The organism is Actinomadura sp. 1N219, assembly GCF_044326405.1.
In the GTDB taxonomy this organism is placed as follows: domain Bacteria; phylum Actinomycetota; class Actinomycetes; order Streptosporangiales; family Streptosporangiaceae; genus Spirillospora.
Map to the genome: position 1 here is coordinate 343,947 of NZ_JBIRAY010000010.1, position 24,358 is coordinate 368,304.

Genomic DNA, 24,358 nt, shown 5'->3' on the forward strand with positions numbered 1-24,358 from the left:
GTCAGCTCCCCTTCCGGTCGGCGGGGAGGGGCGCGCGGGCGTCGTCGCGTTCGGCGGCGATGGCGAGCAGCCGCGCGATCGACCGGTTCAGCTCCTCGGCCAGGTCGGCGCCGGACGGCACGCCCAGCCGCCGCTCCAGCTCGCGCACCCGCGCGCGTTCCTCGTGCAGCTGCCCGGCCAGCTCGAACACCATGGCGGCGAGCTGGTCCACCTGGGCGGGGCCCAGCGCGCGGAGCTCCGGCGCGGGGGGCAGGGGCTCGATCTCAGACACGGGCGTCCTCCGGCTTGCGTGCTTCCAGGACGGCCCACGGGAAGTGCCATTCGGCACGGTCGGGCCATCGCGTCGTCTCCAGCCGCCCGGCGCCGCGCTCGTCGAACGCGACCCAGCGCGCGTCCGCGAGCCCGGCGTCCGCGCACAGGGCGAGGCAGTCGGTGTCGAACAGCATCGGCAGGTACGGCTCGTTGTTGCGGTCGCCGTGCTCGACCAGCGCGAGGTCGCGGACGGCGTCGCCCGTCGGGTGGAAGTCCAGGACGCGGAGCACCCCGCCCGGGGCGAGGACGCGCGCGGCCTCGGCGAGCACCCCGGCGACCACCGGCGGAGGCAGTTCGTGGACGAGCATCGTCGCGGTGACGAGGTCCGCCGAGCCCGCGGGCAGCCCGGTGTCAGCGGCGTCGGCCTGGACGTACCGGATGCCGAGCCCTGCCGTCCGGTGCGCGGCCAGCCGCAGCACCGGCGCGGACAGGTCGACGCCGATCACCTCGGCGTCCGGCCAGCGCCGCTTGAACGGGCGGGTGCTCTTGCCGAAGCCGCAGCCGAGGTCCACGATCCGCTCGTACGGCCGGTCGGGGACGGCGGTGTCAGTGAACAAAGTGTGGAACGCGTAGTCGTCGTTCTCGCCGAGCATCACGAGCTTGGCGCCCGCCTCGTACACCAGGGCGTCGCGGTCGGCGCGCCAGATGCCGCCGGGCTGGATGTGGATGTCCACGTCGGTGTACCAGGCGGGCAACCGCAGGCCGGGGTTCAGCTCCAGGCCGGGCGCGGACGCGGGCAGGTCGTCCTCGGCGTCGGCCGCGTCGACGGCGTCCTCGACCGCGCGCCACAGCATCTTCTGCGCGGACCGCTCCAGCCACGCGAACCACGGGTACACCGGCGCGGCGTGGACGGCGGCGCGGTCCGGGTCCGCGCCCGCCTGCCCGACGAGCGCCGGATACAGCGTCCCCGCCCACTGCCGCCGGAGCGCGAGCGCGAATTCCACCCGCGCCTGGCGTGCGACGTCGTTCAACGGACCTCCTCAAGGCCGAGTCCGGAATCCACCTCACCGGGGAAGAAGCAGGCCACCGAGCGTTCCCCGGACACCGTCAGCGGCGGCACGTCGGTCGCGCACACGTCCCGCGCGACCGGGCACCGGGTGTGGAAGACGCACCCGGACGGCCGGTCGATCGGCGACGGCGGGTCGCCCGACAGCACGATCCGCTCCCGGGGCCGCTCGTCCGTCGTCGGCGTCGCCGACAGCAGCGCCGCCGTGTACGGGTGCTGCGGCGACGCCACGACCGACGTCGTCGGGCCCTCCTCCAGCACGCGCCCGAGGTACAGCACGACGACGCGGTCGGAGATGTGGTGGACGAGCGACAGATCGTGCGCGATCAGCAGGAACGCCAGGTCGTCGGTCCTCTGCACCTCGCCGAGCAGGTTGACGATCTGCGCCTGGATGGACACGTCGAGGGCGGACACGGGCTCGTCCGCGACGATCACCGAGGGCCGGGCGGCGAGCGCGCGGGCGATCGAGATCCGCTGCCGCTGCCCGCCGGAGAACTGCGCCGGATAGCGTCCGGCGGCCGACTCCGGGAGCCCGACCTGGCCGAGGACCTCCGCGACGCGGGCGCGGATCTGCTCCCGCGTCCCGAACCCGTGGGCGTGCAGCGGCTCGGCGACGATCCGGTCGACGGTCATGCGCGGGTCGAGGCTGGCGTACGGGTCCTGGAGGATCATCTGGAAGTGGCGGCGCAGCGGGCGCAGCCGCCGCTCGGGCATGTGGGTGATGTCGCGGCCGTCGAAGGTGATCCGGCCGGTCTGCGGGGACGTGGCGCGCATCAGCGCCGTCGCGGCCGTGGACTTGCCCGATCCGGACTCGCCGACGAGCGCGAGCGTCTGCCCGCGGTACAGCGCGAGCGAGACGTCGTCGACCGCGGTGAGCGTCCGCCCGCCGACCGGGAACCGGACGGAGACGCCGGACATCTCCATGATGGGCCGCCGGTCCTTGCCGGCCACGGGCGCGTCAGTCATGGGGGTTCCAGCAGGCCAGGCGGTGCGAACCGGACACGGTCAGGACGGGTTCCTCCGTGCGGCAGGCGTCCTGCGCGCGGTCGCACCGCGGGTGGAAGGGGCAGCCGTCCGGGCGGGCGAACGGCGACGGCGGGGCGCCGGAGATCGCGGCGAGCGTCCGCGTCCGGTCGAAGTTCGGCGCCGCCGCCAGCAGCGCCGCCGTGTAGGGGTGGCGCGGGTGGCGCAGCAGCTCGCGGGTCGGCCCCTCCTCCACGACGCCTCCGGCGTACATGACCGCGACGCGGTCGCACAGCTCGGCGGCGACGCCGAGATCGTGCGTGATCAGGATCATCGACGCGCCGCGCGCCTGGATCTGGTCCCGCATGAGCTGCGTGATCTGCGCCTGGATGGTGGTGTCGAGCGCGGTGGTCGGCTCGTCGGCGAGGATGACCGACGGCTCGTTGATCAGCGCCAGCGCGATCATCGCGCGCTGCCGCAGCCCGCCCGACAGCTGGTGCGGATACGCCCGGACGCGGTCGCCCGGCGAGGGGATGCCCACCGCGGCGAGCGCCTCGACGGCCTTCTCGCGCGCGGCGGACCGGGACACGTCCTGGTGCCGCAGGATCGTCTCCACCAGCACCGACCCGATCCGGCGCACCGGGTTCAGCCCGGTCATGGGGTCCTGGAACACCATGCCGATCTCCGACCCGCGGACGCGCTCCAGCTGCTTCTCGGAGCGTCCGGTGAGGTCCTCGCCGCCGAGCCGGACGGTCCCGGTCCGCGTCAGGCCCGGCGGCAGCAGCCCGATCAGGCTGAGCGCGGTGAGGGACTTGCCCGACCCGGACTCGCCGACGAGCCCGAGGATCTCGCCGCGTCCGAGGCGGAACGACACGTCCTGGACGATCCGGGTGCCGCCGTCGTGGACGACCGACAGGCCGTCCACGTCGAGCAGGGCCTTGTCCATCGTCTGCTCTCTCGGTTCGACGGGCGCGGCTGTCACGGGCCCACCTGCTTCAGCCGCGCCCTGCTGCGGGCGGCCATGCCGTCGCCGACGAGGTTGGCGGCGGTCACGGCCAGGACGATGACGGCGGCGGGCACGAGCACCAGCAGCGGCGACCCGACCAGGTGCTGGCGTCCCTCGGACAGCATGTTGCCGAGCGACGGCGAGCCGAGCGGCGCGCCGATGCCGAGGAAGGACAGCCCGCTCTCGGCGACCAGCAGGTCGGCGAACACGAACGCCCACATCACCATGATCGTGTGCCGCAGTCCCGGCAGGACGTGCGCGAGCAGGATGCGGGGCCGCGTCACGCCGAGGAGCCGCGCCGCGCGGACGTACTCGCGCTGCATCAGGCCGCGCGTCTCGGCGTAGATCACGCGGGCGAAGATGGGCCAGCCCACCACGCCGAGGGTGATCGACAGCGGCAGGAACCCGCGGCCGACCGCCGCCATCGCCGCGACGGCGATGACGAGGTAGGGCAGCGACAGGCACACGTCGATGACGCGGGAGATCGCGGCCTGGACGTACCCGGTGGTCGACCCGGCGAGGACGCCGAGCGTCAGGCCGATGACGGTGACGATGCACGCGGCGGTCGCGGCGACCGACGCCGTCCAGCCGAAGCCGGCGATCGTCCAGGTCAGCAGGTCGCGGCCGACGCCGTCGGTGCCGAGCAGGTGGCCGTCCTCGCCGGGGGACAGCAGCCGCGACTCGACGCCGGTCTTCACGTCGGTGATGCCGCCGAACAGCAGTGCGACGAGCGTCCCGCCGACGAGCACGACCGCGATGCCGAGGCCCGCGATCAGCCGCGCCGACTCCGCGCCCGGCCGCCGGGGGACGAGCCGGCGCCGCACGAGCCCGCGCGGGGCCTCCTCCCGCACCGCCGTCATCGCCGCCCCCGCAGCCGCGGGTCGAGGACGCCGAGCAGCGCGTCGGTGGCCGTGTTCGTCAGGAACACCAGGCCCGCGATCGTGAACACGGCGGCCTGCACGATCGGGAAGTCGAGCTGCCGCACCGAGTCGATCATCAGCGCGCCGAGCCCCGGCCACGCGAAGATGACCTCGATGATCAGCGCGCCGGAGACCAGGATCGCGAGCTGGGTGCCGACGAGCGCGGCGGCGCCGAGCAGGGCGTTCGGCAGCACGTGCCGGAGGATGACGGTGCGCCTGGACGCCCCGGCGGCGCGGGCCGTCCGGACGAAGTCCTCGTCCATGGTCTCGGCGACGTTGGCCGACACGACGCGGGTCAGCCGCGGGACGAGGAACGCCGCCAGCGACACCGCGGGCAGGATCGCCGCCGAGGCCGTCGCGTTGCCGATGCTCGGCAGCAGCCCGAGCTGGACGGCGAAGATCTGGATGAGCACGAGCCCGACGACGTAGCCGGGCATGCCCTGGCCGATGAAGACGAGCCCGGACGCCGCCGACTGGGCGCGGCCGTCGGGACGCGCGCCGATCCACGCGCCGAGCGGGATCGCGATCAGCATGTTGAGCAGCACCGCCAGCATCGCGAGCTGCAGCGTGGCGGGGAGCCGGTTCAGCACCTCGGTGAGCGCGTCCGCGCCGGACTGGACGGACGTGCCGAAGTCGAGCTGGGCGGCGCGGACGATGAACGTCGCGTACTGCTGGACGAGCGGCTCGTCCAGGCCGTACTGCTCCCGGACGGCCGCCACCTGGTCCGGGGTGGCGTCCTGCCCGGCCAGCGTCGTCGCCGGGTCGCCGGTGAGCCGCAGCAGGAAGAACAGCAGTGTCGACACCGCGAACAGCAGCACCACGAGCTGGGCCAGCCGGGACGCGAGCATCCGGGCCAGGCTGCCGGCCCGTCCCCCTTTGCGGACCGGAGCCCCGGCCGCCGCGGCGGTGCCCGCGGCGGCCGGGACGGGTGCCGTGTCCGTCACTTCTTGGCCATCTGGTCGTAGCGGAAGAAGCGGTTGTTGTCCTTGGCGCCCTCAAGGGATGAGGACTTGCCGACGATCGTGATCTGGTGCACCAGGAACAGCGCCGGCGGGTTGTCGTGCATCTCGGCGACGACCTTGCGGAGCTGCTCGTCGCGCTTCTGCCCGTCCATGTCGGTGAGGGCGGCGGACAGGTGGTCGGCGGTCGGCTTGTCGCAGAAGAACGTCGACGGGCGCAGGCAGGTGAAGTTGGTCATTGCCCGGCCCGCGTCCATGGTGGGCAGCGCGTTCCACGACAGGCCGAACGCCTGGGTCTTCCAGGTGTTGCCCGTGTAGTTCTGCAGCCACGTCGGGAACGTCATCTGGTTGAGCGTGAGGTTGACGCCGACCTTGGCGAGGTCCTGCTTGACCGACTGGTAGATGTCGGCGTCACCGGGGAAGGCCCCGACGACGACGTCCGCGCTCATCGCGAAGCCCTTCGGGTGCCCGGCCTGGCCCAGCAGCGCCTTGGCCTTGGCGGGGTCGTGCGGGTACGCCTGCACGTCCGGGTTGTGGCCGCGCACCTTCTCCGTCGGGCCCTGGCCGACCGGCTTGGCCTTGCCGAGCAGCAGGTTGTCGGTGATCGCCTGCTTGTTCACCGCGTAGTTGAGGGCCTGCCGGACCTTCTTGTCGGTGAGCGGCGAGTCGACCGGGTCCTTGCCCTTGACGGTGCGGAACGCCAGCGACATGACCTGGTTGCCCGGGTTGACCTCCGCCTGGATCGACCCCTTCATCTGGTCGACCTGGTCGGGCGAGACGCCGGTGATGAGGTCCACCTGACCGGACTGCAGGGCCTGCAGCCGGGAGGCGGGGTCCTGCATCGCCTGGATCTCCAGGCCTGCCTCCTTCGGCGCCCGCCAGGACTTCTCGAACGCGGTGAGGCTGATCTTGTTGCCGCCCCAGTTCTTGACCTGGAACGGTCCCGTCCCGACCGGCTTCGCGGCGATGCCCTTCACGCCGCCCGCCGCGAGGGCCTTCGGCGCCGGGATCATCAGCTCGGTCACCTTGTTCGGCAGCACCGGGTCCGGGACGGCCGTGGTGATCTCGACCGTCTTCGCGTCCGCCGCCTTGGCGGACTTGACCGTCGCCAGGTCGTTGGACACGACCGACCGCTTGGCCTCGGGGTTCTGCTTCAGGAAGTTGACGACGTCCGCGACGCCCTGGGCCGTCAGCTTCTCGCCGTTGGAGAACTCGACGCCGTCGCGGAGCGTGAAGCTCCACGTCGTGTCGGAGGTGTTCTTCCATTCGGTCGCCAGCCACGGTTTCACCTGGCCGGTGTCGTCCACGAACGTCAGCGGGTCGTAGATCGCGGCGTAGGTGTAGATCCCGGGGGAGACCGCGGAGTTGAACGGGTTGCCCTGGGACGCCGGAAGCGAGTCGACGCCGATCTTCAGCGTCTGCGCGCCGGCCGTTCCGGAGCCGCCGCACGCGCTGAGCGCCGCCATTCCCAGGACGAGGGCCATGCCGCCCCGCACTGCAAGACCGCCTCGCACTGCCATACCGCCCCGTACTGCAATGCTTCTGCCCACCAGGCCCTCCATTTGTTCCACTGAACGGAACAATAAAATCGCTCAGTGGAACGGTAGATTGACGTCCGCCACAGTGTCAAGGGGTCGAAAAGAAGAAACATGCAGGTAACGGAGCCGAATTACGCCGAGCCGTGGCGCGGGCGGATCAGGTGCACGCGATCAGCGCGCCGCCCGCGCCGGGAACGGTCCATGTTCTCTTCGGCCCGTCCCCGCGCAACGTGACGGCGACGATCCCGCCGTCGTACGGCGATCTTCGGGCCCGGACGGCCCGGACGGCCGGGTCGTCCGCGGGGTACTGATCGACCTCCACGGCGCAGCGGTCCGGAAGCTGGAGCGTGCTGACGCGGTGCAGCGTCCCCGCAGGACGGCCGAGCTGCGCGTTCAGCGCCCGCACCGGCAGGGGATGGTCCGTCACCCGCCGTGCGGGCAGCCGGGCCTCCAGCGCGCCGCGCGCCGTCTCCAGATCCTCCGCCGCGAGCACGGCGATGAACACCGGGCCCACCGGCCCGCGCGGGCGCGGCAAGCTGAATCCCTCCGGGGCACGGTCGACCTGCGTCAGATAGAGCGCCTCCCCGGCCGGGCCCGCGACCTGCACCGCCCGCAGCCCACCGCCCGCCCCGACCGGACGCGGCTCGGCCAGCACGCGCAACCCTGCGTCACGGGCCCGCTCGGTCGCCTCGTCCGCGTCGGCCACGAGGATCTCGGCGGCGGCCCACCCGAACGTCGTGAGCGGCTCGGGCACCCGCGCTCCCGGAAGCTCCACGACGTGGACCACGCCGCCCGTGCCGGTGCCGGACAGCACGACCGAGCGGCGGCCGTCCAGCTCGGGCAGCGGGGCGCCGGACGTCCGGTGCTCAGCGCCCGGCTCCAGCCCGACGCCGTCCCGGTACGCGGAGACGGCGGCGTCCAGGTCGGCGGTGACGACGGTGACGGACGCGATCATTCCGAGGGCGCGCCGTCGGCCCGTCCGCCGACCCGTTCGGTCAGGGTCGCGGCGGCCTGCTGCAGCAGCTCCACCAGCCGTTCGACCTCACCGCGGAACCGTTCCAGCGGTCCGGCGATCGAGATCACGGCGAGCGGCGCCCCGGTGGGGCCGAACACCGGCGCGGCCACCGAGCCCGCGCTCGGATCTCGCTCGCCGTAGGAGATCGCGTAGCCGACCTCCGCGATGTGCGCCAGCTCGTCGCGCAGCGTGGGCGGCTGGGTGATGGTGTTGCCGGTCAGCTTGCTCATCGGCTGCGACGCCAGATACTGCTCGCGTTCGGCGGGATCCAGGAACGCCAGGAACGCCTTGGACGACGCGCCCGCGTGCAGCGGGAACGCCGCGCCGAGCTGCACCATCATCTTCACGTCGCGGTCGGGGGTGACCTGGTCGACGTAGACGCGGTGCCAGCCCGACCGGGTGGAGAGCGTCGCCGTCTCCTGGGTCTCCTGCGACAGCCGCGTCAGGACCGGACGCGCCTCGGCGCGGATGTCGATGCGGTCGAGGTAGCCGAGCGCCAGGCTGACGATCCGCGGGCCGAGGCTGTACCGGCGCGTCGACGGATGGAACGTGATGAAGCCCTTGGCCCGGCAGCTCGTCAGGCCGCGGTGCACGACCGCCTTCGACAGCCCGAGCCCTTCGGCGATCTCGGTCACGCCGAGCGTGGGCTGCTCCGCCTCGCCGAGGAAGATCAGGATGTCGAGAACCCTGTCGATCCCCGTGACCGTCTGCCCCTTGACCGGTTCGGCGCTGCCGGCGCCGTCGTTCACGCGCACAGTGGACATCCCGTTCACCCCACCATGTGGAAGCTCTGGTACTGGACATACGCCTCGAACCCCTCGGGCCCGAGTTCCGTGCCGAGCCCGCTCGACCGGCGTCCCGCGAACGGCGCGGCGGTGTTGAAGCCGAACCCGTTGACGCCGACCGTTCCGGTGTCCAGGCGCGCCGCCACGGCGAGGGCGCGGGACTCGTCGGCGCTCCACACCGAACCGGCCAGGCCGTACTCGGTGTCGTTCGCGATGGCGACGGCCTCGTCCTCGTCCGAGGCCGGGATGAGCGTCACCACGGGCCCGAAGACCTCCTCCTGGCAGATCCGCATGCCGCTGCGCGCGTCGGTGAGCACGGCGGGCGTCAGGTAGAACCCGGCGTCCAGATCGGGTGGACGCTCGCCGCCGGACACCAGCCGCGCGCCCTCGGCCACGCCCGACGCGATCAGCCCCTCGACGCGGTCGCGGTGCGCGGCCGAGATGAGCGGGCCGAGCCGGGTCGCGGGGTCGAACGGGTCGCCGACCGGCAGCGACTCCGACACCGCCGCGACGCGGTCGGCGACCTCCGCGAGCAGTTCGCGCGGGACGATGACGCGGCTCTGGATGAAGCAGTTCTGCCCGCTGAAGGTGTAGGCGAGGAAGGGGAGCGCCGCGGCGAAGCGGTCGAGGTCGGCGTCGTCCAGGAGGACGGCGGCGGACTTCCCGCCGAGTTCGAGGACCACGGGAGTGAGCGTTTCGGCGCAGCGGGCGGCGATGTGCCGTCCCGCCTCCGACGAGCCGGTGAAGCCGACGATGTCGACGCCCGGATGCCCGACGAGGGCCTCACCCGTCTCGCGCCCTCCGGTGACCACGTTGACGACGCCCGGAGGAAGCCCGGCCGCGGCGGCGCACTCGGCGAACAGGAAGGCCTCCAGCGGTGCCTGAGGTGGCGGTTTCAGCACCACCGTACCGCCTAGAGCGAGGGTCGGCCCGATCTTGTACATGCCCATCGGGAGCGTCCCGTTGTAGGGCGTGATCGCCGCCGTCACGCCGCGCGGGCCGCGCCGCACGAGCGACCGCCGGACGCTGCCCGGACCTCGCGGTTCGGGCACCGGGCGCAGCTCGTCCACGACGAGCGAGCGGGCCATCCCCGCGTAGTAGCGCAGCAGTTCCGAGGCGCGGTTCGCGCGGGAGGGCGCGCCGCCGACCGGGCGCCCGATCTCGTGGGCGAGCAGGACCGTCAGCTCGGCGTCGCGCTCCTGGAGCAGGTCGGCGAGCCGCTCCATCGCGGCGGCGCGGTCCGCGGGCTCCCAGGTCCGCCAGCCGCGCGGGTCCTCGAAGGCGGCGCGGGCCGATGCGACGGCCGCGTCCACGTCGGCGGCGGACCCGTCCGGGACGCTCCCGACGACCGTCCCGTCGGACGGCGACACGACCTCGACCACCGCGCGGGACGCTGCCGGGACGACCTTCCCGTCCACGAAGACGCCGTCGCGGTGCGCGATCTCGGGCGCGAGTGCGGGACGCATCTCAGTCCTTCCGGTAACCGGCGGGCACGCCGGGCGAGGTGGAGAGCCACACGCTCTTGGTCCAGGTGTAGAGGTGGACGGCGTCGGTCCCGCCCTCGCGCCCGTACCCGGACGCGCCGACCCCGCCGAACGGCACCAGGTCGGACAGGACGCGGTAGGTGTTCACCCAGACCGTCCCGACGCGGAGCGCGCCCGCGAGGCGGTGGGCGCGGCCCGGGTCGCCGGTCCAGACGCCCGCGCCGAGCCCGAACCGGGTGTCGTGGGCGAGGCGGACGGCGTCGTCCTCGCCGTCGAACGGCTCGGCGCACAGCACCGGCCCGAAGACCTCCTCGGTGAGCAGCGGGTCCCCGGCGGCGACGCCGCTGAAGACGGTCGGCGCGACCCAGTTGCCGCCCGCCAGCCCGGGTTCGCCGGGCGTCGCGGCCTGGGCGACGATGTGCCCGCCGCGCGCGGCGCCGTCGCCGACGAACGCGCGGGTCTTGGCGGCCTGGGCGGCGGTGACCTGCGGCCCGACCTGGACGCCCGGCACGCGCGGATCCCCGACGCGCAGCTTCTCGACGCGCCGCGCGACGCGGTCCAGGACGTCGGGGAACGCCTCGCGCTGCACGTACAGGCGCGATCCGGCGATGCACATCTGCCCGCACGACCCGGTGAAGCCCTCCACGATCCCGTCCGCGGCGGCGTCCAGGTCGGCGTCGGCGAAGACGAGCTGCGGGGACTTGCCGCCCAGTTCGAGCGCGGACGGGGCGAAATGCGCGGCCGCCGTGGCGCCGACCCGGGCGCCGGTGGCGTCCGAGCCGGTGAACACCACCAACCGGACGCGCGGGTCCTCGACGAGCGCGCGGCCGAGGTCGCCGTCGCCGTGGACGACCTGCGCGACACCCTCCGGATGCCCCGCCTCCGCGAGGACCTCGGCGACGATCCGGCCGAGCGTCAGCGCGGTCAGCGGGGTCTCGGCGGCGGGCTTGAGGACGACGGCGTTCCCGAACGCCAGCGCGGGCGCGATCTTCTTCGCGGCGAAGAAGTACGGGACGTTCCACGGGATGATGCCCGCGACGACCCCGTACGGCTCACGCGTCGTGTAGGTGTGGAACGGGCCCGGGACCGGCACCACCGTCCCGTGCGCCTTGTCCGCCCAGCCGCCGTAGTACTCGAAGCACGCGGCCGCCCGCTCGGCCTCGCGGCGCGTGTCGGCGGGCAGCTTGCCGGTGTTCAGCGTCTCCAGCTCGGCGATCTCGGCGGCACGCGCCCGCATCCGGCGGCCGATCTCCACCAGCAGCCGCCCCCGCTCGGACGCCGGGACGTCCCGCCAGCGCGGCGCGGCGTCCTCGGCCGCGCGCAGGACGGCGTCGAGACCGTTCGGCGTCGTGGCGGGAACGTCCTCGATCAGCTCGCCCGTGATGGGCGACAGGACGGCGGTCAACGGCTCGCTCCTTCAACTGCGTCGAGCATGCTCATGGCGCTCAAATGGCGCGTGGCCGCAGCCGGATCGGCGGCGGTCGCGGCCAGGTCCCGGAGGCGCGCGAGGCGGGCGTCCCGGTCGGTCGCGTCGACGCCCGCGCGGACGGTCCGGGTCGCGGGCTGGACAACGCGGACGGCGGCGTCCCGGCGGGCGGCGGCGTACGCGCCCGCCTCTGCCTCGCCGTCGCCGCCCGCCCGCAGCGCCGGGCCGAGCCGGGCGGCGAGGTCGAACGCGTCGTGGACGCCGGAGTTCAGCCCCATCCCGCCGGTCGTGCTCGACAGATGGGCGGCGTCGCCCGCCAGCAGCAGGCGTCCGGCGCGGAACCGGTCGGCCACCCGCTGGTGGCTGCGGTACAGCTGGTGCTGCTGGAGCGGGCTCGCGGCCCAGCTCCGGTCCCCGACGAGCAGGTCGAGGGCGGCGGCCAGTTCGGGATGGGTCTCCTGCGTTCCGTCCGCGGACGCGGCGGCGTCGACCGTGGTGCTGGTCGCGACGCGCCACACGTCCGGGGTGCGGATGAGGGACAAGCGTCCGTTGGGACCGCTCCAATAGGAGATGGGGCCCAGGTCGTCCACGACGTCCTCGAAGGGGAACGGCGTTGCGGCGACCAGGCTCTGCGACGGGTAAGTGTCGCCGGGGAAATCGATGCCGGCGAGCTTGCGAAGCGCGCTGTGCGCACCATCGGCGGCGACGACGTACGGCGCGGTCAGGCGCGTGCCGTCGGCCAGCGTCACGGTCGCGTCCGCCGCGTCGTCGTCCGCGCCGGTCAGCCCGATGACGCGTTGCTCGTGGCGCAGGTCCACATGCGGGGACGCGTCGGCCAGCTCGCGCAGCAGCCGCAGCAGCTTGTACTGCTCGTACTGGACGCGGAACGGGAACCGCGTCCGGCCCTCCAGCACGCTGTAAGAGAAGGTCGCGCGGTCGGGCAGTCGCAGGTCGCGGAACTGGAGCCGGTCCACGCGGACGCCGTGCGCGATGGCGTCGGCGGCGGCGCCGATCCGGTCGAGCAGCGCCAGCGTCGGCGGATGCAGCGTCGAGCCGCGCCATTCCTTGCCGACCCCGGCCCGCTCGGCCTCCAGCACGGTGACCGGCACCTGCTCGGCGGCCAGCGCGAGCGCGGCGGCCAGCCCGACCGGCCCCGCCCCGACGACGATCACGGGCGCGGTCATCCGGCCTCCTCGGTCAGCCGGGCGAGCGCCCCGGTCGCGAATGTCAGCGCGGACGACGCGTCCGCCGTGTGCAGCAGCGCCCACGTCCCGGCGAGATTGGACGACAGCAGCAGGGAGCTGGAGGGGGTCAACTCGTCCAGCACATCGAGGCTGGCGGCGCCGGTCCCCGCGACCACGACGGCATGCCCCGGCCCGGCCGTGTCGGAATCCAGGGCGGCCCGCACCGCGTCGCGGACGTCGTCGGCGCCGGTGGTGTAAATGGAACGGCCGCCTTTGATTTCGTGCACGTCCACCTTTATCCCGGCGGCACGCCAGAACTCCGCGCACTCGTCGGTGAGCCAGGACGGGTACGGCGAAACGACTGACACGCGGTCGACGGCGGCGGTGTGCAACGCCTGGACCAGGCCGCCCGCCGAGGTGACGACGGGGACGCCGGACCGCTGCGCGAGCGCGTCCGACCACCGCCGGTCGCCGTCCGGACCGAGGCGGTAGGTCGCGCCGGTGCAGGCGACGAGCACGGCCGCCAGGTCCAGCCCCGACAGGGTCTCGATCGCCTCCCCGGCGTTGTCCCGGTACCAGCCGAGGCGGGCGCGCAGGTCAAGGCCGCGCGGCGCCGCCATCCGCGCGACGTACGGGAGGACGCCCGGCGGCAGCAGCCGCCGGGTCTCGGGCTCGACGGTGGGGTTCGCGGACGGCACCACGATCCCGACGCGGACCGTCACGCGGTCAGTCCGCCGAAGACGCGCCGGATGAAGGCGTCCCGCTCCGCCCGCTCGGCGGCACGGTCAGCGGCGCCGTCGTCCGGCTGGAGGGTGTCAGGCGACTCGACCAGGCCACCGGCCACGAGCTGGGACTCCAGCGCGGCCAGGCGGCGCCGCGTCACCCACAGCTCGGCGGCGAGCTGGACGCTGATGTGCATGAGCTGGTCGTTGACGCCCTCGCCGACGAAGTGGCCGAGCGGCTGCGGGCCGTCCACCCGCCAGGTTTCCGTCTCCTGGGTCATGCCGTGCTCCTGGGTCATGCCGTGCACACCCACGTCGCGGTCCGGCCGTTGGCGAACTCCACGGCTGAGAACAGCCGCTCCAGTTCGGCGCCGATCCCGCCGTGGACGAACCGGAACGCGAACGGCTCGCCGTTGAAGCGGGTGTCGAAGTCGCGGTCGTAGGTCGCCCACGGCTCGGGCGGGTCGTCGGGCTGGCGCATCTCGTGGACGACGAGGACGCCGCCCGGCCGCAGCACGCGCCGCGCCTCCGCGACCGCGCGCAGCGCGATCTCCCAGGGGACCTCGTGCAGGATCGTGCGGAGGTAGGCGACGTCGAAGGAGCCGTCGGGGAGGCGCAGGTCCTCGGCCAGCCGCTGGGCGAAGACGACGTCGGCGCCGAGCCGGACGGCGCGCGCGTGCGCGTACCGCAGCAGCGGCGCGGCGGAGTCGACGCCCCACACCTCCGCGTCCGGCCAGCGGTCCTTGAACGCCACGGTCATGGCCCCGATCGAGCAGGCGATGTCCAGGACGCGCGTCACGGACCCGTCGGCGGGGCCGGGCACCGCGCGGGCGCGGGCGATCTTGGCCTCGTCGCGGTCGTTGGTCCCGAGGTGGAAGACCTTCGTCCCGTAGTGGTAGACGTACCCGGCGAGCGGCTCGTCGTGGTAGCCGCCGGGCTGGCGGTGGAAGTGGACGTCGGCGGAGTAGGCCGGGTGCTCCCAGTCGTCGGCGAGTTCGAGACGGCCGGGGCCGCGTCCGGCGGCGGCGTCCAGCTCGGCCTCCAGCGCGGGGCGCAGCCGTTCGTAGGCGGCCGTCACCCGCGCCCAGTTCATGTCCTGGGTGGAGCGCAGCAGCCGGTTCCGCAGGCCGACCAGCGGCACGGACTCGGCGGCGGCGCGCAGGTCGTCCAGGTTCTCCGGACGCCGTTCGGCGACCCGGTCCCGGACCGCCCCGGCCGCCACGGGGTTGATCTCCGTCAGCGTGAAGCGGCGCAGCCCCTCGACGAAGTCGAGGTGGCTCTCGTCGTCGAACTCCGGCATCGCCGTCATCGTGCCGAGCCGCCCGCGCGGCGCCGCCTCACTCGGACCTGACCCTGGACCCATGGACCGACCCCTCCATCCGGTGTGGTCCGCTCAGCGGAACATGTGTTCCACGATTGTGGTGTGCTGTGACCTTAACAATCGACACGCCCCGATGTACATCCCTGCCGGCTCAGGTGCGGAGCAGGCGGCGGGCGGCGCGGACCACGGCCTCGTCCACGAGGCGGCCGTCGTCCCCGACGAGGACGGCGGAGCCCGCCGCCAGGCTCGACTCGTAGGCGGCGACGAGCGTCCGGGCGCTGTCGAGTTCGGCCGGCGACGGCGTGAAGACCTCGGCGGCGACCGGGACCTGGGCGGGATGGATGCAGGCGCGTCCGCGGAAGCCGAGGCGCTTGAGGCGCTCGGTCGTCGCGCGGAACGCGTCCAGGTCGCGGAACTCGGTGGAGACGGGCGCGAGCGGCGGGCTCAGACCGGCGGCGGCGCACGCGGCGACGATCTGGGAGCGGGCCCAGAGCAGCTCCGACCCGTCCGGGGACGGGGTGACGCCGAGGTCGGCCGCCAGGTCCGCCTCGCCGAGCTGGAGGCTGGTGACGCGGGGCGCGGCGGCGATCGCCGGGGCCGCGAAGACGGCCGCGGCCGACTCCAGGAGCGGGACGACCGGCAACTCCGGCATCCCCGCCGCGGTGAGCACGCCGTCCAGGGCGTGCATCTCGGCGGCGGTCTCGGTCTTGGCGGCGAGAACGCCGTCCAGGCCAGGCCCGGCGATGGCGCGGACGTCCGCGTGGCCGGGCTCGCCCGGGTTGATCCGGACGGTCACGACCGGCCGCTCCGCGGGCAGGCCGCGCAGCCAGGCGGCGACCGACGCGCGGGTGCGTTCCTTCGCCGCCACCGGGACCGCGTCCTCCAGGTCGACGATCAGCTGGTCGGCGCCGGACCGCAGCGCCTTCTCCAGCCGGTCCGGACGGTCGCCCGGGACGTACAGCGCCGTCTTCATCCGACGCTCTCCTTGCCCGACGTCAGGGCCTTGGCGATCACGGTCCGCATGATGTCGTTGGTGCCCTCGCCGATGCTCATGAGCGGCGCGTCCCGATAGAGGCGCTCGACCGCGAACTCCTTCGAATACCCGTATCCGCCGTGGATCTGCATCGACGCGAGCGCACAGTCGATCGCGGCCTCGCTGGCGAACGTCTTCGCCATGCCCGCCTGCATGTCGACGCGGTCGCCCGCGTCGGCGCGGGACGCGGCCCAGTACACCAGCAGCCGCGCCGCCTGCACCTTGATCGCCATGTCGGCGATCTTGAGCTGGACGGCCTGGAAGTCGTGGATCGGCTGCCCGAACGCCTCGCGCTGCCCCGCGTACCGCAGTGCCTCGTCGTAGGCGGCCTGGGCGATGCCGAGCGAGCGTGCGGCGATGTTGATGCGCCCCGTCTCCAGCCCGGACAGCACCTGCTGCATGCCGCGCCCCTCGACGCCGCCGAGCAGGTTCGCGGCCGGGACGCGCACGCCGTCGAACACCAGCTCGCACGACTCGGTGCCCTTATAGCCGAGTTTCGGCAGGTCGCGCAGCACCTCGAAGCCGTCCTCGACCAGCAGCACGGACATGCCGCGATGCGCGGGTGTCGTGGTCGGGTCCGTCTTCACCAGGACGGGCAGCGGGCTGGCGTGCCGCGCGTTCGTGATCCACGTCTTGCGGCCGTCGATCACGTAGTGGTCGCCGTCGCGGCGGGCCACGGTCGCGATGCCCTGCAGGTCGGTGCCCGCGCCCGGCTCGGTGAGGCCGATACCGGTGCGGCGGCGCCCGGCGGCGAGGTCGGGCAGGAAGCGCTCCTTCTGCTCGGTCGTGCCGTGCCGGGCGATCATCCAGCAGGACAGCGAGTGGCTGCCGAGGATCCCGGCGATGCCCATCCACCCTTTGGAGATCTCCTCGAAGACGAGCGCGAACGAGACCATGTCGGCGCCGAGCCCGCCGTACTCCTCCGGGACGGTGAGGCCGAACAGCCCGAGCCCCTTCATCGTCTCCACGATCTCGGCCGGATACCGGTCGGCCGCCTCCCACTCGTGGACCACGGGACGGATCTCCCGGTCGACGAAGTCGCGGAGCGTGTCGCGGAAGAGCCGCTGCTCTTCGGTGAGTTCGAAGTCCATCAGGCGTCCTTGGTGAAGATGGGGAGGTGGCGGCCGTCGGGGAGCGGGCGCCAGCCGAGCCGGACGGGGTCGTCGCAGGCCCACGGGCCGGGTCCGGCCAGCCGGGTGAGCATGATCGGGCCCTCGGCGAGCCTGACCCGGGCGATGACGTAGGGCGTCTCGACGTCCGGGGACGGCGCGCGGTGCACGACGGTGAACGAGTCGACGCTGCCGCGTCCGGACGCCTCGGCGAACGCCAGGTCCGTCCCGCCGCAGCGGGTGCACAGGTCGCGCGGGTAGTGCTGCGCGTGCCCGCACGAGCACCGCTGGACGAGGAGGCGCCGCTCCCGGGTGCCGTCCCACCAGTCGTCCTCGATCACCGGTCCACCCCCAGCAGGACGGTGGCGTGGCTGGACAGGATCCCGCCGGTGCCGTGCGCGAGCGCGATCTCCGCGTCCGGGACCTGCCGGTCGCCCGACTCGCCCCGCAGTTGCCGGACGGCCTCGATCAGCAGCAGCAGCCCGTACTGCCCGGGATGGCAGTACGACAGGCCGCCGCCGTTGGTGTTGAGGGGGAAGTCGCCGCCGGGCCGGATCCGCGCGCCCTCGACGAACGACGCGGCCTCGCCCGGCGCGCAGAACCCGAGCCCCTCCAGCGTCAGCAGCACGGTGATCGTGAAGGAGTCGTACACCTCGGTGACGTCCACGTCGGACGGGTCGAGCCCCGCCATCGCGAACGCGCGCCGCCCGGAGTCGGACGAGCCGGGGCGGAGCAGGTCGTCCGCCGAGGTCATGCTGGTGTTGGTGGTCGACTCGCCGTACCCGAGGACGATCACGGGCGGGCGGCGCAGGTCCCGCGCGCGGTCCAGGGAGGTGACGACGACGGCGCCGCCTCCGTCGGTGACCAGGCAGCAGTCCGCGGCGGTCAGGGGCGTCGAGATCATCGGCGCGTCCAGCACGTCCTCTGTCGTGAGCGGGCCCTTCCCGTAGCGGAACGCCTTCGGGTTCAGCAGCGCCCATTCGCGGGCGGCGACCGCGACCTCGGCGAGCTGCTCCCGCTTCGCGCCATAGACGTGCAGGTAGCGCTGCGCGGCCATCGCGTAGTACGAGATCGGGTACAGCGGCGCGTACGGCGCCTCGAAGACCGCCTCCGGGGTGTGCGCGTCGGTGACGCCGCCGAGCGTCCGGGACCGGGCGGACCGCTGGTTCGACGCGAACGTGATCAGCACGGTCTCGCACTGCCCCGCGTCGATCGCCTGCGCCGCCCGCGCCACGAACATCTCGAACGCCGCGCCGCCGGCGAACGTCGAGTCCGTCCAGGACGGCTGAATGCCCAGGTAGTCGGCCATCTGCGTGGCCGAGAAGCGGGACACGCCGGTCGTGGCGATGCCATCGACGTCGGCGAGCGCGAGGCCCGCGTCGTCCAGCGCGCGAGTGATCGCCTGCGCCTGCAGCCGCAGGATCGACGCGTCCGTCACGCCGAGGTCGGACTCGGCCGCGCCCGCGATCGCCACCGTCACAGCCGGACCTCGCAGCCCGCCGGCGCGACCGCCACGCGTCCGTCGCCTCCGTTATTGACCACCTCGACCTTCTGCTCGATGGTGAGCAGGCCGCCGTCGACGGCGGTGACGACGCCGGTGCAGCGGACGGTCTCGTCCGCGAAGACCAGGTTCTTGAACCGGAACCGCATCTTCGTCAGCCGCGCGGACGGCCCCAGCCAGTCCTGGACCTGTTCGGCGAGCAGCGCGCCGAACACCTGGCCGTCCACGACGGGGGCGGGCAGCTTCCTCGGCTCCAGGAAGGCGGGGTCGTAGTGCATGCGGTGCCAGTCCCAGGTCGCGCCCGCGTAGGCGACCATGTCGGCCAGCTCGAAGCGCCGGACCAGTTCCGGGACGGCGTCTCCCACCGCCACGCCGGTCATGTGATCTCCACGTAGATCAGGGTCTCCTCGTTGGTCGCGAGCGGCTCGCCGTGCTGGTCGGTGTAGTCGGCGGCGGAGGTGACGACGAGCATCGCCTGCCCCCGGCCGTTGACCCGCTCGGTGATGTCGCTGATCCGCCAGGTCGCGGTGATCACGTCGTCCGGGCGGACCGGGCGGTGGAACGCGTAGGAGTTGCCGCCGCGGACGAGCCGCGTCCCCGGCACGTCGAGATGCCAGGAGTGCCCGGCGAACCCGTCGTCGTCCCTGGCGAGCCCGGCGTACTGGTTCGTCTCGAAGATCAGCGTCGGCGGGGCGATCACGCCGCCGTAGCCGTGCTCGCGCGCGTACGCGTCGTCGGTGTAGAGCGGGTTGTGGTCGCCGACGGCCTGCGCGAAGTAGCGGATGGACGCGCGCCCGAGCTCCTCCGGCGCCGTGTAGACGACCTCGCGCCCGACCAGCGCCTTCATCTCGTCGGTCAGGAGGCTCATGAGAGCACCGCCGTGGGCACGACCTCGATGAGGAAGTCGGGGCGCAGCAGTGCCGAGCACACCACCGAGGTCAGTGCGGGCGCGTCGCCGAAGTACTTCGCGCGGATCTCGGCGATCTGGTCGTAGCCGTCCACCGCGTCCGGGGTGATGTACTCCACGAGCCGGACGACGCTCCCGTACGGCGGACGGTCCCCGAGCCCCGCCTCGCGCAGCGTCGCCGCGATGGACGCGTACGTGTACTCCGCCTGCGCGGGCAGGTCGCCGTCGAAGATGCCCTTCTGGGTGGCGGGTTCGAGCGCGCCGAAGCCCGACATGAACAGGGTGTCGCCCGCCGCGACGCCGGGCTTGTAGGTGAGGGTGTCGTACCGCTTCCAGCCGGGGTTGACCGTCCGCAGCTTCGCGGTGGACGCGATCGCGTCCAGCGACACCATCGCGCCCGGCATGACCGGCTGGTCGACGATGATGCCCGCCGCGCCGGGGAACACGCCGTCCTCGGTGCCGAGCAGTTCCTTGCGCGGACGTCCGCAGCGCGGGTACTCGGCGCGGGTCGCGCTCGCCGTGTAGTCCGTCGTCTGGACGAGCGAGCCGAGCCCGAGCCCGGCGGCTTTCAGCAGGTCGGCGGCCTGTTCCAGGCACTGCCTGTACTGCGCGCGGAAGTCGCCGCCGCGCGGGTGGACGCTCGGCAGGTAGACGATCCCGCCCGCGATCCGGAGGCTGCCGCGGTGCATGCCGTCGTCCGGCGCGGCCTCGATCAGCTCGCCGCCGCCGGGATAGGCGGTCAGCTCGACGGACAGGTCCTCGCCGCCGGGCAGCGCCTCCACGGCCACCGTCGCGACCGGCGCGCGATGGCCGCCGAGCGCCGCGCGGCGGGCGTCCTCGACGTCCGGGTACGCGCCGAGCGCGGCGGCGGTCGCGTACTCCACGACGTGGACGACGTCGCCGGGCGCCGCACCGGCGGCCGCCAACTCGGCGGACGCCCGCTCGTAAGCGCCGCCGATCGTCCCGGCGAACGCGGGCAGCCGTATCGTCACTGTTCCTCCAGGGCCTTGATCAGCGGCTGAATCGTGGTGAGGTCGGGCAAGGAGAGGATCCGTTCGACGCTGTCGGCGGAGCCGAGATTGGCGAGCGCCTTGTCCCGTACGAGCCGGTCGATGCCGAGGTCGTCCGGGCCGCCGCCGCTGCGCGGCACCTCGGCGCGGATCTCCGCGCCGTCGCGGGTGACGGCGCGGAGCCGTCCCGGCTGGTCGGCGGCGGCTCCGCCGAAGGCGACGACCTCCGTGCCGACGCGGGCGGCGAGGGCCAGCACGTCGGGACGGTCGATCTCGTCGTAGGTCGCGGCGGTCACCGTCCCGTCGACGACCATCGCGGCGACGCTCCACGGCAGGCTGAACTTGGCGTCGTAGGACGTGCGCGGACGTTCCTTGCCGTCGCCGCAGACGATGGACGCCGCGTCCGGGTGCACCTCGGCGGTGATGCTCGCGACGTCCGCGCCGTGCAGCTGCCGGGCCGCGTCGAGCTGGGCGTGCATAAGCTGGCAGGCGGGATACGGCTTGACGGTGATCCGGGTCAGTTCCCAGCGTTCGCCGAGCCCGTCCAGGACCGCCGCCGGTGGGACGCGGCGTCCGAGCAGCGCCCCGTACAGGCCGTACTCGCCCTCCACGACCGAGCCGGGCCCGGACGCGCCGTGCGAGGCGAGGGACGCCGCGAGCACCCCGCCCCGCGCGGCGAACCCCGGGTGCAGCTGTTTCGTGGACGCGCCCGTGTTGAGGAACTCCAGCAGCCCGCCCGCCTGGCTGCCCGCGATGCCGAGCGCGTCGACGGTCTCGGCGACGCTCAGCCCCCGCAGCCGCGACGCGGTGAGCGCCGCCGCCAGCACCCCGCACGCGGCGGTGGCGTGCAGGCCGCGGGCGTGGAAGCCGTGCGGGACGGCGGCGCCGAGCCGGCACACGGTCTCCAGCCCGGCGACGGCCGCGAGCAGCAGTTCGGAGCCGGTGCGCCCCAGCGCCTCGGCCTCCGCGAGCGCGACCGGGACGACCGGCGCGGACGCGTGCACGAGCCCGCCCGCGTGCGTGTCGTCGAAATCGAGCGCGTGCATCAGGACGCCGTTCGCGAACGCCGCCTCCGCGCGCGTCACGCGCGCCGCGCCGGGCGGCCGCCCGATGATCGTCGCCTCGGGGCGCCCGCCGCCCAGCTCGCGCGCGGTCTGGACGGCCGGGTCCGCCGCGCCCCGCCTAGCCGCCGCGACCGCGCAGCCGAGACCGTCCAGGACGTGCCGGACAGCGGCGTGCCGCACGGCCTCGGGGACGTCCTCGACGTCGAGCCCGAGCGCCCATTCCGCCAGCTCGCGCGCGACCGTCATGCCGCCGGCTCCGGCCCGGCCGCCACCTGCTCCGGGCCGAAAGCCCCGGCCGCCGCCAGTTCCGCGACGCGTTCCCCGGTGAAGCCGAGCACCTCGGACGTGACGTGCGCGAGGTCCTCCCCGCGCCGGGGGGCGCGCCGGTAGACGGGCGGCTCGGCGCCCGCCCGCACCGGGGAGGCGAGGTTCTTCAGCGTCCCGTAGCGCGGGTGCTCGGTCTCCACGACGAGGCCGCGGGCGGCGGTGTGCGGCTCCGCGAGCGCGGCGGCGACGTCGTTGACCGGCGCGCACGGGATGGACGCGGCGTACAGCGGCTCCAGCCATTCGGCGACCGTCCGGTCGAGGAACAGCGGCTCCAGCAGGGCGAGCAGCGCGGCGGCGTTGCGCTGCCGGTCGGCGAACGTGGCGAAGCGCGGGTCGTCCGCCAGGTCGGAACGATCCAGCACGGCGGTGAGCCGCCGCCAGAACTTCTCCTTCGCGCAGCCGACGACGAGCCAGCCGTCCTTGGCGCGGAAGTTCTGGAACGGCACCAGCGACGGGTGCGCCGAATGCCGCGTCCGCGACGGTGCGAACCCCGCGTTCAGGTGCCACACCCCCGGATAGGTCAGCATCGAGATCGCCGTGTCGTACAGGGAGACGTCGCAGTCCATGCCGACGCCGTCGCGGCGGGCCGCGTGGAGGGCGGCGATCATCGACAGCGCCGCGACGTACCCGCCGGAGTAGTCGACGAGCGAGAGCCCGGACTTGGCGGGCGGCCCGTCCGGCTCGCCCGTCAGGTCCATCCATCCGGCGAGGCCTTGCAGGATGTAGTCGTAGCCGGGTTCCTTCGACCGCGGCCCGGTCATCCCGAACCCGGTCAGCGAGCAGCACACGATCCGCGGGTTGAGGTGCTTCAGGTCGTCGTAGGTGATGCGGAGCTTGGCCGGGACGTCGCCGCGCAGGTTCGAGTAGACCGCGTCGGAGACCCGCACCAGCTCCTCGAACACCGTCCGCCCGGCGGCGGTGGACAGGTCGACCGACACCGACCGCTTGTTGCGGTTGAACGCCTCGTGGAACAGCGAGTCCTCGCCCTCGGCGTACGGGGGGACGTAGCGTCCGACGTCGCCGCCCGTCCGCGGGTCCTCGATCTTGATGATCTCGGCGCCGAGGTCGGCGAGGTGCAGGGAGCCGAACGGTCCCGCGCCGTACTGCTCCAGCGAGACGATCCGCACGTCCTCCAGCGGCCTCATGCCAGCTCCTTGATCAGCTCGATGATCCGGGCCTGCGCCGTCCGGGTCTCCGCGGGCGCGAGCCCGTGGGTGGGGGGAGTCAGCTTGATCGTCGTGGCGTGGCCCTCGTACGCGGCGATGCGCTCGGCGACCTGCTCGGCGGTGCCGGAGAGGGTGAGCGCGTCGACCATCCGGTCCGGGACGGCGGCGGCGAGGCCGTCCGCTCCGGCGCCGCCGCGGAACGCCTCGACGACCTTCTCCTGCTCGGCGGCCAGGTCGTGGAAGGCGAAGAAGTCGGCGTAGGTGCGGACGGAGGCGTAGAACCCGGCGAGCCCGGCCGCGCGGCGGCGCGCCTCGGCCGGGTCCGGGTCGATCGAGCAGGCCGCCGACACGACGGCGTCCACGCCGGGACGCAGCAGCGGCAGCGCGCGCTCCCTGAGCCACGCGGGGGAGCACAGCTCGTGCGAGATCCAGCCGTCGGCGATCTCCCCGGCCAGCCTCGTCATCACCGGCCCCATCCCCGCCAGGTACACCGGGAACGGGACGGCGGGGAACGGCCGCTGGTAGCCGCGCACCCGCAGGCTCGCCAGCTCCCCCTCGACGGTCATCGGCTCGCCGGACGCGGCGTGCGCGGCGAAGTGCCGGATGATCGCCACGGTCTCGCGGAGCCGCGCGGCGGGCCGCTCCCAGCGGACGCCGTGCCAGTCCTCGTTGAGCCGCCGCACGCCGGAGCCGAGCCCGAGGACGAACCGCCCGCCGGACAGCTCCGCGAGGTCGAGCGCCTCCAGCGCGGTGGTCATCGGGCTGCGGGTGAACGCCAGCGCGATCGCGGTGCCCACCTGGACGCGCTCGGTGCCCGCCGCGACGGCCGCGGCCTGGACCGTCGCGCTGCGGTGCAGCTCGGGCACCCACACCGCGTCCGCCCCGGCCTCCTCGGCGGCGCGGGCGGCGGCGACCAGCTCGGCGAGGGTCTCGCCCCACGGCCCGTAGGTGATCCTCATGCCGTCAGCGGCCCGGTCTTGGCCTCGGGGAAGTAGTTCTTGTCGTGGGGCGCGTCCCGCTTGTAGACCATGACGGTGCGCGTCCAGGAGACGACCTCGTCGCCGTCCTGGTTCAGGCCGCGGGTGCGGGCGGTGATGATGCCCGCGTAGGGCCGCGACCCCGACTCGCGCATCTCGGTGATCAGCGACTCGGCGTAGACGGTGTCGCCGACGAACACCGGGTGGGTGAGCCGGATGTCCGTCCAGCCGAGGTTGAGCAGCGCGTTCTGGCTGACGTCGAGCACGGACAGGCCGAGGACGAGCGCGACCGTCAGCCCCGAGTTCACGATGATCCTGCCGTTGGGGGAGCGCCCGGCGAAGTCGGCGTTGAAGTGGTTCTGGTTCGTGTTCAGCGTCAGGAGCGTGAACCAGGTGTTGTCGCTCTCGCCGATGGTCCGGCCGAGCGGATGCCGGAAGACGTCGCCGACGGCGAAGTCCTCGTAGTACCGGCCGATCTGGGCCTCGTGGACGGTCAAGCCGCACCTCCTCGGATGCGCCCCTGCCGCAGGGGCTCTCCCGAACCTAAAGGTCAGACTTTTATGGCGTCAACCCCTCGGACCCCTTGCGTGGCCATTCGCATTCCGCTTAGCGTAACGGCGTTC

26 protein-coding genes are annotated in these 24,358 nt (G+C 73.5%); all 26 read right to left on the bottom strand.

Annotated features, from left to right (window positions below):
- Position 1: 1 nt before the first annotated feature.
- The gene (locus ACH35V_RS28810; protein ID WP_395976877.1) at positions 2-271 is read right to left on the bottom strand and encodes a hypothetical protein; all 270 of its coding nucleotides are present in this window, start codon (positions 269-271) and stop codon (positions 2-4) included.
- Positions 264-1,283: a class I SAM-dependent methyltransferase gene (locus tag ACH35V_RS28815; RefSeq protein WP_395976879.1), complete on the bottom strand. Its 1,020-nt coding sequence runs from the start codon at positions 1,281-1,283 to the stop codon at positions 264-266. The genes ACH35V_RS28810 and ACH35V_RS28815 overlap by 8 nt, the downstream gene beginning before the upstream one ends.
- Complete coding sequence (locus ACH35V_RS28820; RefSeq protein ID WP_395976881.1) at positions 1,280-2,284, bottom strand: ABC transporter ATP-binding protein; 1,005 nt, start codon at positions 2,282-2,284, stop codon at positions 1,280-1,282. The genes ACH35V_RS28815 and ACH35V_RS28820 overlap by 4 nt, the downstream gene beginning before the upstream one ends.
- Positions 2,277-3,263, bottom strand: a complete 987-nt coding sequence (locus ACH35V_RS28825) for an ABC transporter ATP-binding protein (protein WP_395976883.1) — start codon at positions 3,261-3,263, stop codon at positions 2,277-2,279. Before ACH35V_RS28825 ends, ACH35V_RS28820 begins: the two co-directional genes overlap by 8 nt.
- Positions 3,260-4,147 carry an ABC transporter permease gene (locus tag ACH35V_RS28830; protein WP_395976885.1) on the bottom strand — a complete coding sequence of 296 codons (888 nt, stop codon included), beginning with the start codon at positions 4,145-4,147 and terminating at the stop codon, positions 3,260-3,262. Before ACH35V_RS28830 ends, ACH35V_RS28825 begins: the two co-directional genes overlap by 4 nt.
- A complete protein-coding gene (locus tag ACH35V_RS28835) occupies positions 4,144-5,151 on the bottom strand; it encodes an ABC transporter permease (RefSeq protein WP_395976887.1) in 1,008 nt (335 codons plus the stop codon). The genes ACH35V_RS28830 and ACH35V_RS28835 overlap by 4 nt, the downstream gene beginning before the upstream one ends.
- Positions 5,148-6,662, bottom strand: coding sequence for an ABC transporter substrate-binding protein (locus ACH35V_RS28840; RefSeq protein WP_395976889.1), 1,515 nt, complete (start codon positions 6,660-6,662; stop codon positions 5,148-5,150). Before ACH35V_RS28840 ends, ACH35V_RS28835 begins: the two co-directional genes overlap by 4 nt.
- Positions 6,663-6,861: 199 nt before the next feature.
- A complete protein-coding gene (locus ACH35V_RS28845) occupies positions 6,862-7,659 on the bottom strand; it encodes a VOC family protein (protein ID WP_395976891.1) in 798 nt (265 codons plus the stop codon).
- Positions 7,656-8,483 (bottom strand): IclR family transcriptional regulator, encoded by an 828-nt coding sequence (locus ACH35V_RS28850; protein ID WP_395976893.1) that lies wholly within the window; start codon positions 8,481-8,483, stop codon positions 7,656-7,658. The genes ACH35V_RS28845 and ACH35V_RS28850 overlap by 4 nt, the downstream gene beginning before the upstream one ends.
- Before the next feature lie 5 nt (positions 8,484-8,488).
- Positions 8,489-9,970 (bottom strand): aldehyde dehydrogenase family protein, encoded by a 1,482-nt coding sequence (locus ACH35V_RS28855; protein ID WP_395976895.1) that lies wholly within the window; start codon positions 9,968-9,970, stop codon positions 8,489-8,491.
- A 1-nt stretch (position 9,971) separates the two neighbouring features.
- Positions 9,972-11,393: an aldehyde dehydrogenase family protein gene (locus tag ACH35V_RS28860; RefSeq protein WP_395976897.1), complete on the bottom strand. Its 1,422-nt coding sequence runs from the start codon at positions 11,391-11,393 to the stop codon at positions 9,972-9,974.
- The gene (locus ACH35V_RS28865) at positions 11,390-12,598 is read right to left on the bottom strand and encodes an FAD-dependent oxidoreductase (RefSeq protein ID WP_395976899.1); all 1,209 of its coding nucleotides are present in this window, start codon (positions 12,596-12,598) and stop codon (positions 11,390-11,392) included. Before ACH35V_RS28865 ends, ACH35V_RS28860 begins: the two co-directional genes overlap by 4 nt.
- Entirely contained in the window at positions 12,595-13,320 is a 726-nt protein-coding gene (locus ACH35V_RS28870; RefSeq protein ID WP_395976901.1) for a hypothetical protein, read from the bottom strand. Before ACH35V_RS28870 ends, ACH35V_RS28865 begins: the two co-directional genes overlap by 4 nt.
- Entirely contained in the window at positions 13,317-13,601 is a 285-nt protein-coding gene (locus ACH35V_RS28875) for a hypothetical protein (protein WP_395976903.1), read from the bottom strand. The genes ACH35V_RS28870 and ACH35V_RS28875 overlap by 4 nt, the downstream gene beginning before the upstream one ends.
- 14 nt (positions 13,602-13,615) lie before the next feature.
- The gene (locus tag ACH35V_RS28880) at positions 13,616-14,620 is read right to left on the bottom strand and encodes a class I SAM-dependent methyltransferase (protein WP_395976905.1); all 1,005 of its coding nucleotides are present in this window, start codon (positions 14,618-14,620) and stop codon (positions 13,616-13,618) included.
- A gap of 172 nt (positions 14,621-14,792) precedes the next feature.
- Positions 14,793-15,614 (bottom strand): HpcH/HpaI aldolase/citrate lyase family protein, encoded by an 822-nt coding sequence (locus tag ACH35V_RS28885; RefSeq protein ID WP_395976907.1) that lies wholly within the window; start codon positions 15,612-15,614, stop codon positions 14,793-14,795.
- A complete protein-coding gene (locus ACH35V_RS28890; protein WP_395976909.1) occupies positions 15,611-16,765 on the bottom strand; it encodes an acyl-CoA dehydrogenase family protein in 1,155 nt (384 codons plus the stop codon). Before ACH35V_RS28890 ends, ACH35V_RS28885 begins: the two co-directional genes overlap by 4 nt.
- Entirely contained in the window at positions 16,765-17,124 is a 360-nt protein-coding gene (locus tag ACH35V_RS28895) for a Zn-ribbon domain-containing OB-fold protein (RefSeq protein WP_395976911.1), read from the bottom strand. Before ACH35V_RS28895 ends, ACH35V_RS28890 begins: the two co-directional genes overlap by 1 nt.
- Positions 17,121-18,263 carry an acetyl-CoA acetyltransferase gene (locus ACH35V_RS28900; protein WP_395976913.1) on the bottom strand — a complete coding sequence of 381 codons (1,143 nt, stop codon included), beginning with the start codon at positions 18,261-18,263 and terminating at the stop codon, positions 17,121-17,123. Before ACH35V_RS28900 ends, ACH35V_RS28895 begins: the two co-directional genes overlap by 4 nt.
- Positions 18,260-18,664 carry a MaoC/PaaZ C-terminal domain-containing protein gene (locus ACH35V_RS28905; protein WP_395976915.1) on the bottom strand — a complete coding sequence of 135 codons (405 nt, stop codon included), beginning with the start codon at positions 18,662-18,664 and terminating at the stop codon, positions 18,260-18,262. The genes ACH35V_RS28900 and ACH35V_RS28905 overlap by 4 nt, the downstream gene beginning before the upstream one ends.
- The gene (locus ACH35V_RS28910; protein ID WP_395976917.1) at positions 18,661-19,152 is read right to left on the bottom strand and encodes a MaoC family dehydratase N-terminal domain-containing protein; all 492 of its coding nucleotides are present in this window, start codon (positions 19,150-19,152) and stop codon (positions 18,661-18,663) included. The genes ACH35V_RS28905 and ACH35V_RS28910 overlap by 4 nt, the downstream gene beginning before the upstream one ends.
- Entirely contained in the window at positions 19,149-20,183 is a 1,035-nt protein-coding gene (locus ACH35V_RS28915; RefSeq protein WP_395976919.1) for a RidA family protein, read from the bottom strand. Before ACH35V_RS28915 ends, ACH35V_RS28910 begins: the two co-directional genes overlap by 4 nt.
- Positions 20,180-21,511, bottom strand: coding sequence for an MmgE/PrpD family protein (locus tag ACH35V_RS28920; protein WP_395976921.1), 1,332 nt, complete (start codon positions 21,509-21,511; stop codon positions 20,180-20,182). Before ACH35V_RS28920 ends, ACH35V_RS28915 begins: the two co-directional genes overlap by 4 nt.
- Entirely contained in the window at positions 21,508-22,737 is a 1,230-nt protein-coding gene (locus tag ACH35V_RS28925) for a CaiB/BaiF CoA transferase family protein (RefSeq protein ID WP_395976923.1), read from the bottom strand. Before ACH35V_RS28925 ends, ACH35V_RS28920 begins: the two co-directional genes overlap by 4 nt.
- Complete coding sequence (locus ACH35V_RS28930; RefSeq protein WP_395976925.1) at positions 22,734-23,717, bottom strand: LLM class flavin-dependent oxidoreductase; 984 nt, start codon at positions 23,715-23,717, stop codon at positions 22,734-22,736. The genes ACH35V_RS28925 and ACH35V_RS28930 overlap by 4 nt, the downstream gene beginning before the upstream one ends.
- On the bottom strand, positions 23,714-24,232 hold the full coding sequence (locus ACH35V_RS28935; RefSeq protein ID WP_395976927.1) for a MaoC family dehydratase: 519 nt from the start codon (positions 24,230-24,232) through the stop codon (positions 23,714-23,716). The genes ACH35V_RS28930 and ACH35V_RS28935 overlap by 4 nt, the downstream gene beginning before the upstream one ends.
- Positions 24,233-24,358 lie beyond the last annotated feature (126 nt).

Excerpts from the sequence above, each read along its gene's own strand:
- ACH35V_RS28820 (WP_395976881.1), bottom strand. The coding sequence starts at position 2,284 with ATGACTGACGCGCCCGTGGCCGGCAAGGACCGGCGGCCCATCATGGAG.
- ACH35V_RS28830 (WP_395976885.1), bottom strand. The coding sequence starts at position 4,147 with ATGACGGCGGTGCGGGAGGAGGCCCCGCGCGGGCTCGTGCGGCGCCGG.
- ACH35V_RS28845 (WP_395976891.1), bottom strand. The coding sequence starts at position 7,659 with ATGATCGCGTCCGTCACCGTCGTCACCGCCGACCTGGACGCCGCCGTC.
- ACH35V_RS28850 (WP_395976893.1), bottom strand. The coding sequence starts at position 8,483 with ATGTCCACTGTGCGCGTGAACGACGGCGCCGGCAGCGCCGAACCGGTC.
- ACH35V_RS28855 (WP_395976895.1), bottom strand. The coding sequence starts at position 9,970 with ATGCGTCCCGCACTCGCGCCCGAGATCGCGCACCGCGACGGCGTCTTC.
- ACH35V_RS28865 (WP_395976899.1), bottom strand. The coding sequence starts at position 12,598 with ATGACCGCGCCCGTGATCGTCGTCGGGGCGGGGCCGGTCGGGCTGGCC.
- ACH35V_RS28875 (WP_395976903.1), bottom strand. The coding sequence starts at position 13,601 with ATGACCCAGGAGACGGAAACCTGGCGGGTGGACGGCCCGCAGCCGCTC.
- ACH35V_RS28880 (WP_395976905.1), bottom strand. The coding sequence starts at position 14,620 with ATGCCGGAGTTCGACGACGAGAGCCACCTCGACTTCGTCGAGGGGCTG.
- ACH35V_RS28885 (WP_395976907.1), bottom strand. The coding sequence starts at position 15,614 with ATGAAGACGGCGCTGTACGTCCCGGGCGACCGTCCGGACCGGCTGGAG.
- ACH35V_RS28890 (WP_395976909.1), bottom strand. The coding sequence starts at position 16,765 with ATGGACTTCGAACTCACCGAAGAGCAGCGGCTCTTCCGCGACACGCTC.
- ACH35V_RS28905 (WP_395976915.1), bottom strand. The coding sequence starts at position 18,664 with ATGACCGGCGTGGCGGTGGGAGACGCCGTCCCGGAACTGGTCCGGCGC.
- ACH35V_RS28910 (WP_395976917.1), bottom strand. The coding sequence starts at position 19,152 with ATGAGCCTCCTGACCGACGAGATGAAGGCGCTGGTCGGGCGCGAGGTC.
- ACH35V_RS28920 (WP_395976921.1), bottom strand. The coding sequence starts at position 21,511 with ATGACGGTCGCGCGCGAGCTGGCGGAATGGGCGCTCGGGCTCGACGTC.
- ACH35V_RS28925 (WP_395976923.1), bottom strand. The coding sequence starts at position 22,737 with ATGAGGCCGCTGGAGGACGTGCGGATCGTCTCGCTGGAGCAGTACGGC.
- ACH35V_RS28930 (WP_395976925.1), bottom strand. The coding sequence starts at position 23,717 with ATGAGGATCACCTACGGGCCGTGGGGCGAGACCCTCGCCGAGCTGGTC.